General features: G+C 65.1%; 7 protein-coding genes and 1 pseudogene. 5 read left to right on the top strand and 3 right to left on the bottom strand.

Annotation, left to right across the window (positions count from 1 at the left end; translation table 11 throughout):
* From V7116_RS16695 to V7116_RS16715, 5 genes and pseudogenes are all read left to right on the top strand, one after another.
* Window positions 1–352 (top strand): annotated as a pseudogene (locus V7116_RS16695) (glycerol-3-phosphate dehydrogenase subunit GlpB); the annotation flags it as partial.
* A 60-nt stretch (window positions 353–412) separates the two neighbouring features.
* Window positions 413–667, top strand: a complete 255-nt coding sequence (locus tag V7116_RS16700) for a hypothetical protein (protein ID WP_324393092.1) — start codon at window positions 413–415, stop codon at window positions 665–667.
* Window positions 668–898: 231 nt separating this feature from the next.
* On the top strand, window positions 899–1666 hold the full coding sequence (locus V7116_RS16705) for a class I SAM-dependent methyltransferase (protein WP_324393093.1): 768 nt from the start codon (window positions 899–901) through the stop codon (window positions 1664–1666).
* Between the two features lies 1 nt (window position 1667).
* Window positions 1668–2309 carry an NUDIX domain-containing protein gene (locus tag V7116_RS16710; protein WP_324393094.1) on the top strand — a complete coding sequence of 214 codons (642 nt, stop codon included), beginning with the start codon at window positions 1668–1670 and terminating at the stop codon, window positions 2307–2309.
* Between the two features lie 45 nt (window positions 2310–2354).
* A complete protein-coding gene (locus V7116_RS16715) occupies window positions 2355–3674 on the top strand; it encodes an anaerobic glycerol-3-phosphate dehydrogenase subunit C (RefSeq protein WP_324393095.1) in 1320 nt (439 codons plus the stop codon).
* Between the two features lie 207 nt (window positions 3675–3881).
* On the opposite strand, the gene sixA is transcribed toward V7116_RS16715, so the two are convergent.
* The 3 genes from sixA to V7116_RS16730 all read right to left on the bottom strand — a co-directional run.
* A complete protein-coding gene (gene sixA, locus V7116_RS16720; RefSeq protein ID WP_324393096.1) occupies window positions 3882–4388 on the bottom strand; it encodes a phosphohistidine phosphatase SixA in 507 nt (168 codons plus the stop codon).
* A 13-nt stretch (window positions 4389–4401) separates the two neighbouring features.
* Window positions 4402–5148 carry a TrmH family RNA methyltransferase gene (locus tag V7116_RS16725; RefSeq protein ID WP_324393097.1) on the bottom strand — a complete coding sequence of 249 codons (747 nt, stop codon included), beginning with the start codon at window positions 5146–5148 and terminating at the stop codon, window positions 4402–4404.
* Between the two features lie 138 nt (window positions 5149–5286).
* Window positions 5287–5740 (bottom strand): alpha/beta hydrolase (locus V7116_RS16730; RefSeq protein WP_324393098.1); only part of this gene is annotated, 454 nt, incomplete at its 5' end.

The raw sequence follows: 5740 nt of genomic DNA on the forward strand, positions 1-5740 counted from the left end.
CCTGGCGACGGGCGGGCTGTACGGCGGCGGGCTGCTGACCGACGATACCGGGCGCGTGTGGGAGCCGCTGTTCGATCTGCCGCTGGTCACGCCCGGCGGTGAGGGCCGCACAGACTGGTACGGCGAGCGGCTGCTGCAAGCGGGCGGCCACGCGATCCACCGGAGCGGCGTGCGCGTCGATGCGGCGCTGCGTCCCGTAGATGCGGCGGGCGCGCCGGTGCTGGACAACGTGCGTGCAGTGGGTCACCTGCTGGCGGGGTTCAATCCGCTGGCGGACGGCTGCGCGGAAGGCGTCGATCTGGTCACGGCCTATCAGGCCGTGCGCGCCGCGCTGGCGATAACGTCCACATAATAAGGTAGAGGAGTTGGCAATTCACCTCACCTCCTATGGTTGTAATTGACAGGGAATCCCATGCAAACCCTTACTCTTAAAGAAGCTCTTCTGGATTGGACAGATTGGGATCTTGCTGAACGTTACTTAGCGCAGTGTCTTGGGTTAATGACTCCCGATGTTAAGGCAAAACACGTCTTCTGGTCCAATAACCCAATTGGCAATATGTTAACTAACGTACTTGAGGAACTTACCCAACAGGGCATCCTCGAAAAGCGTGATGAGCCAGATTTCCAATTCCGTTGGAATTCCGCTTTCCACGGTTCATGGGAGTAGCTTTTGTCACGCCTTCGACTGCGCGGAAGGCGTCGATCTGGTGACGGCATAACAAACACGACCTCACCCCCGGCCCCTCTCCAATCAAGTTGGAGAGGGGAGAAAAACAGATCGATCCGTAGGGGCGGGGCTTGCTCCGCCGGTTGAGCAAAATCGGGTAGGGCAAGCCACACGCCCTACGAAAACCCATCCAGGCACAAAGCGTACCCGGCAAACAAAACGGAGGCAGTGGTGTCCAAAGAGCATTATGCACGCATCGCGGATCTGTACGATATGTTTGTCACGACCGGCGCGGATGTCGAGTTCTTCATCGACGAAGCGCGCCGCGCCGGAGGCGACGTGCTCGAACTGATGGCGGGCACGGGACGGCTTACGCTGCCGTTGGCCGAGGCGGGCATCCCGGTGACGTGTGTGGACTTCTCGCCGGAGATGCTGCGCCGCCTGCGCGAAAAGATCGACCGGCGCGGGCTGGACGCCGAGGCGCTCGAAATGGACGTGCGCGCCCTGGATCTGGGGCGGCAGTTCGCGCAGATCATCATCCCGTTCCAGGCGTTCCCCGAACTGACGGCGGAGGCCGACCAGCGGCAGGCCTTGGAGCGCATCCACGCACATCTCGCGCCCGGCGGCACGTTCATCTGCACGCTGCACAATCCGACCGTGCGCCGCGCCAGCGTCGATGGCCAGCTTCACCTCGCGGGGAGCTTCGAGGACGAGGATAACCAGTTGTTCGTGTGGCTGCTGCAGACCTATAACGCGGACTCGCGGCTGGTGGACGTGCTGGAATTTTTCGAGGAATACGATTCGCAGGGACGCATGCTCGAAAAACGCACGTCGTCGCTGCAATTTCACCTGCTGGAAAAGGCTGCGTTCGAGCGGCTTATCGCGGAAACCGGGTTCGAGCCGGTGGCGCTGTACGGCGACTATACCCACGCGCCATTTGACGAGGCCAGCAGCCCGTTTATGATCTGGGTGCTGCGGTGCGCATCTGAAGCAGGATGACGTGACGCTCACGCTCGAAAAAGTGGTCGCGTTCATCACGCGCCAGACGCCGCACGCGCCGGAGCTGCTGCTGTTCGAGCATCCCTACGCGGGCATCCAGATCCCCGCCGGGACGGTCGAACAAGGCGAAGCGCCGGAAGCTGCCGTGCTGCGGGAGGGGCGCGAGGAAACCGGGCTGATCGGGCTGCGGCTGGTGCGGGCGCTCGGTCATCGGGACGATTCGCCGCCGGAGGGCTGCGCCGCGATGGCACGATCCACGACTGTGTACGCCCGGCCCGACGCGGGTAGTTTCGGGTGGGCGCGGCTGCCGCGTGCGGCGTGGGTCCGCACGGAGCGCCACGCGGACGGCTTCACGCAGGTGAGCTACATCGAGCACGACAGTGAACCCGACCGGGAGTACATCTCGTACCAGATCACCGGCTGGGTCCCTGACGAAGCACTGACCCGGCGGCAGGTGCGCCATTTTTATCACCTGGACTATCCCGGCGATGCGCCGCCGCGCTGGACCGTGCGCACAGACAACCACCGCTTCACGTTGTTCTGGGCGCAGCTGGACGCGCTGCCACCGATCATCCCGCCACAGGATACGTGGCTGGATGTGCTGGCGCAGCAGTTTCCCGATCTGCGCCGCCGGGACGGATAACCGCACTTTCCGATCACACGAACCCAGTTTGGAGCCATCGTCCTTATGACGACCAACAGCCTGTTGACCCTGATCGAAACCACGCCGTTCACCGCCGATCACTGCGTGAAGTGCAACATCTGCACATCGGCGTGTCCCTATGCCGCCGTCGAGCCGCGCTTCCCCGGCCCCAAGACTGTCGGGCCGCAAGCGCAGCGCCTGCGCGAGCCGGGCGCGCCGTCGCCCGATCACGCCGTGGATTGGTGCTCAAGCTGCGGGATCTGCACGCTGGTGTGCCCGCACGGCGTCAAGGTGATGGAGATCAACACGCAGGCGAAGGCCAAGATCGTCGAGGACGAGGGCATGTCGCCGCGCAACTGGTTCCTCAGCCGCAACGAGCGCTGGGGGCGGTGGGGCACGCCGTTCGCGCCGCTGCTGAATTTTGCGCTGCATTCGCGCCCGCTGCGCCTGATCGCGGAAAAAGTGATGGGCGTCTCGGCGCGCGCGCCGCTGCCCGGCTGGGCGGGCTACTCCTTCCGGGGCTGGTGGAAAAAAGAGCAGAAGCGCCACCCGCAGCCCGCGCCCGCCAGCGACCGCGACCGCGTGGTGTACTTCCACGGCTGCTCGACCAACAGCTACGAGCCGCACATCGGTAAGCTGGCCGTGGCGATTTTGGAGCACATCGGGCTGCACGTCGAGATCCCGCCGCAGACCTGCTGCGGACTGCCCGCACAGTCCAACGGCGACTTCCCCGGCGCGCGCAAGTATGCCAACCGGAACATCGAGACATTTTTGCCCTACGCGCAGCGCGGCATCCCGATTGTGGGCACGTCGTCAAGCTGCATCACCGCGATCAAGGGCGATTACCAGCACGTGCTCGGGCTGGAAGACGAGGCCGCGCGCACCGTCGCGGAACATACCTTCGACTTCATGGAATTTCTGGCGGCGCTGGCCCAGGAAGGCCGACTGCCGCTGGACTTCCGCCCCATCACGCGCGAGCTGCCCTATCACGCGCCGTGCCAGCTCAAGGCGCACGGCATGGGCCGCCCCGCGCTGGACGTGCTCGACCTGATCCCCGGCCTGCGCGTGTGGGAAATCGACGCGGACTGCTGCGGCATCGCGGGCACGTACGGGTACAAGGTGGAGAAGCGCGCCATCTCGGAGGCGGTGGGCTGGAAGCTCACGCAGCAGGTGCACGAGTCGGGCAGCGATACGGTAGTGTGCGACACGGAAACGTGCCGCTGGCAGATCGCGGCGCTGACCAAAACCCGCACCATCCACCCGATCGAGCTGGTCGCTGCGGCATACGGCCTGACGGTGGACGGCTACGACCTGCCGATCCCCGCCGGAGCAGAGGTTGGCCTTAATGCTTCTGTGAAAGTCTGAAGATATCATCAATTCCGTAAATTTTCGCGCGCAAAGTATTGACACATCATCAAGTTAAAAATAACATGAGGTCAATTATCAGTTTCGCCGCGCAGGCGGAACAGAACTCAAACACGCAACTGGCTTAGGGTCGGTTGTTCGCAACAGGACAGCAGGATGGCAATCGTCATCCTGCTGTTTTTCATCCCCTGATCGATCCCCGGCGGTTCAATCGTCTTTGCCGTCGTCCTTGACCAGCTCGCGGCTGAGCACCCAGCGCAGCGACCACGCGCCGCCGGTATACGCCAGGCAGGCCACGGTCGATGTGGCGAACCAGACCGGCATCCGCCCGGTGCTGCCCGTCAGCATCAGGCTTACCAATTCTTCCATGAACGGGTTATGGCCCACCAGCATCACCGGCTCCGGCTCCAGGTGAAGCTCGCGCGCCAGCGGCTCGACCGGGTCCGCATAGGTCAACCCGGCCACCGCGATCACGCCGCCGGGCGGCGACAGCCGCTCCCCGAAGATCTCCGCCGTCTGCCGCGCACGGACGAGGCCGCTGTGCCGGATCTGCTGCACCGGCGCGCCCGCCGCCGCGATAAGCTCCGCGATCCGGACCGAATCGCGCTGGCCGCGTTTGGTCAGCGGGCGATCCTCGTCGCGCGCGTAACCTTCTTTGGCCGCTTTGCCGTGCCGGACCAGATACACCCGCGCGTCTTCAGGTCGATCGAACATGCTCACCTCCGCCCTACTTCGCCTGCATTCGCTGCCGCATGATCTCGAAGCCCAGCACCGCCGCTGCCGCCGCCGTGCCGAGCGATTGGTCGAACTCGCGCCCATAGGGGATCTGTAACAACAGGTCGGCTTGATCCAGGAACGAGCGCGTGATGCCGCGTTTCTCGCCGCCGATGACCAGGAACAATGGCCCGGTCAGATCCGCCGCGTAGAGCGGCACAGTATCTGATTTATCGTCGGCGCTGACCACCTTCAATCCGCGCTCGCGGAAAAACTGCGCCGCGTCGAGCGCCGTTTCCGCGATGGCCGTGGGGATCCACTCGGTCGCGCCTGCCGACGCCCGCGCCACCACGCCCGCCGCCGACATCCAGTTGCGCGGGCGCAGCACCAGCCCATCCGCGCCCGCCGCGTACAACGTGCGCACCGCCTGCCCGAAGTTGAACGGGTCTTCCACGCCGTCGATCATGACGATGAATGGCGCGGTGCTGCCCCGGCCCATCTCGTCCAGCGCGGCAAATTTACGCGGTCCCACGCGGGCGATCACGCCGCCGTGCGTGCTGCCGCCCGCCAGCGCGTCGATCTGCTCGGCGGACACGCGCTCGACGGGGATGCCGCGCTCCTGGGTGCGATGCTCCAGCCACGCCACGCCGCGATCCCACTTGTCGTGGCGCAGCGTGATGCCGTACACGTCGCGGCTGCTCGCCTTGATTGCGGCGCGCACCGAGACAAATCCTTCCAGAATCGCTTCGTTCTCGTTCAAAAACCTCACCCCACAGACAAACAAATTCTAGCGCGACTATGCAGGGCGTGGTGCGATGCGCCCCTACAACCATCGATCACCACCGCACCGTTTTTTTTGCCCGATTTCTTTCCGAAAAGAAAGCGGCATCCTCTGCCCTTACGGCCCGGCGACGTCGCGCAGCAGATCGGGCAGGCGCGCGGCGAACCCAGGCGGGAACGTATGGCCGTGGCCGGGGATCGTCTCGAAAACGCACGGAACCCCGCCCGCAGTGAGCATCTCGGCCAGCGTGGCAATCGGCTCGTAGCTCGGATCGCGGTCCCCGGCGACGAGATAACCGCGCAGCCCGCGTCCCTGCGCCTGCGCGATCAGCGGCTCCCACCGTTCCGGCTGGCGGGTGATCACACCGCCCGGCGCGACCGCCACGAAGCCCCGCGCCGGGATCGCCCCGGTCAGCGCGAGCCGGAGCGCCGTCTCCGCGCCCATCGAGAAGCCGCCCACGACGATCCGCGCGGGATCCACGGCATACTGCCCGCGCAGGGCGTCGAAGTGCGCGCACACTTCCCGATCGGAGCGCTCCTGATCGTCCCACACGTAGCGGTTCACACCGCCC

Origin of the sequence: Aggregatilinea sp. (assembly GCF_036822615.1) — a bacterium.
Taxonomy (GTDB): Bacteria; Chloroflexota; Anaerolineae; order Aggregatilineales; family Aggregatilineaceae; genus Aggregatilinea.

Excerpts from the sequence above, each read along its gene's own strand:
- V7116_RS16700 (WP_324393092.1), top strand. The coding sequence starts at position 413 with ATGCAAACCCTTACTCTTAAAGAAGCTCTTCTGGATTGGACAGATTGG.
- sixA (WP_324393096.1), bottom strand. The coding sequence starts at position 4,388 with ATGTTCGATCGACCTGAAGACGCGCGGGTGTATCTGGTCCGGCACGGC.
- V7116_RS16715 (WP_324393095.1), top strand. The coding sequence starts at position 2,355 with ATGACGACCAACAGCCTGTTGACCCTGATCGAAACCACGCCGTTCACC.